This window comes from Mesoflavibacter sp. CH_XMU1422-2 (assembly GCF_037029245.1).
GTDB classification, from domain to species: Bacteria; Bacteroidota; Bacteroidia; order Flavobacteriales; family Flavobacteriaceae; genus Mesoflavibacter; species Mesoflavibacter zeaxanthinifaciens.
Genome location: NZ_JAYMEE010000034.1, coordinates 1 through 727, shown reverse-complemented (window position 1 = coordinate 727; position 727 = coordinate 1). Strand labels below are relative to the sequence as shown.

The 727-nt window shown below is 36.6% G+C and carries 1 protein-coding gene; it reads right to left on the bottom strand.

The window, feature by feature from the left end:
• Positions 1-15: 15 nt before the first annotated feature.
• Positions 16-727: PorP/SprF family type IX secretion system membrane protein (locus WA340_RS04080; protein ID WP_336127413.1), on the bottom strand; the 712-nt coding region annotated here is incomplete at its 5' end.

Sequence of the window (727 nt, the reverse complement as noted above, 5' to 3'; positions counted from 1 at the left end):
GGTTAGCTTATCTGATTAGAAATAACGTGGTGATCTTGATACTTTTCTTGGTAGATTGATATCAAAGTTGATAAATATCTCATGTGATGAGTTGGTCACAACGTCTAATTGTGAGTTAACACTGTCATACGCATAACCGATTCTTAAGTTTGGTGCTACTAAAAAGTTAACCATACCACTAAACGAATCGTCTAAACGGTAACCTGCTCCTACTTCTACAAAATCATACATAAATAGGTTTAGGTTTACATCGTAAGTCACTGGTGCGTTAAAAGCTAACTTAGTCATCACGTGTGGCTTTAACTTAAAGTTTTCTGATAAGTCAAATACATATCCTGCTGCTGCAAATACATGCTCGGTCTCTGACCCTATCTTATATCCATTAGCATCTAAGTGTACCGATTCTAAAATGTTTGGCATCGATGCAGAAATGTAGTATTTGTTTGGCTTATAGAAATATAATCCTGCCCCTATATTTGGTGTGACTTCATTGATGTTTTCTGAATAGAAAGGATCGTTTGGATCTAATACTTCTACTGAGGTTAATCCAATGTCATGAAAAGTAGCTCCTGCTTTTAATCCAAATGCTAATTTTGTTCCTGTCCCTACTGGTAAGGTATAAGAGAAGTCTACATAGGCATTGGTCTCGTTTACTGGTCCTACTTCATCACTTATTAAGGATAAACCTAAACCTACACGCTTACCTACTGGCGAGTGTATGGTTAAG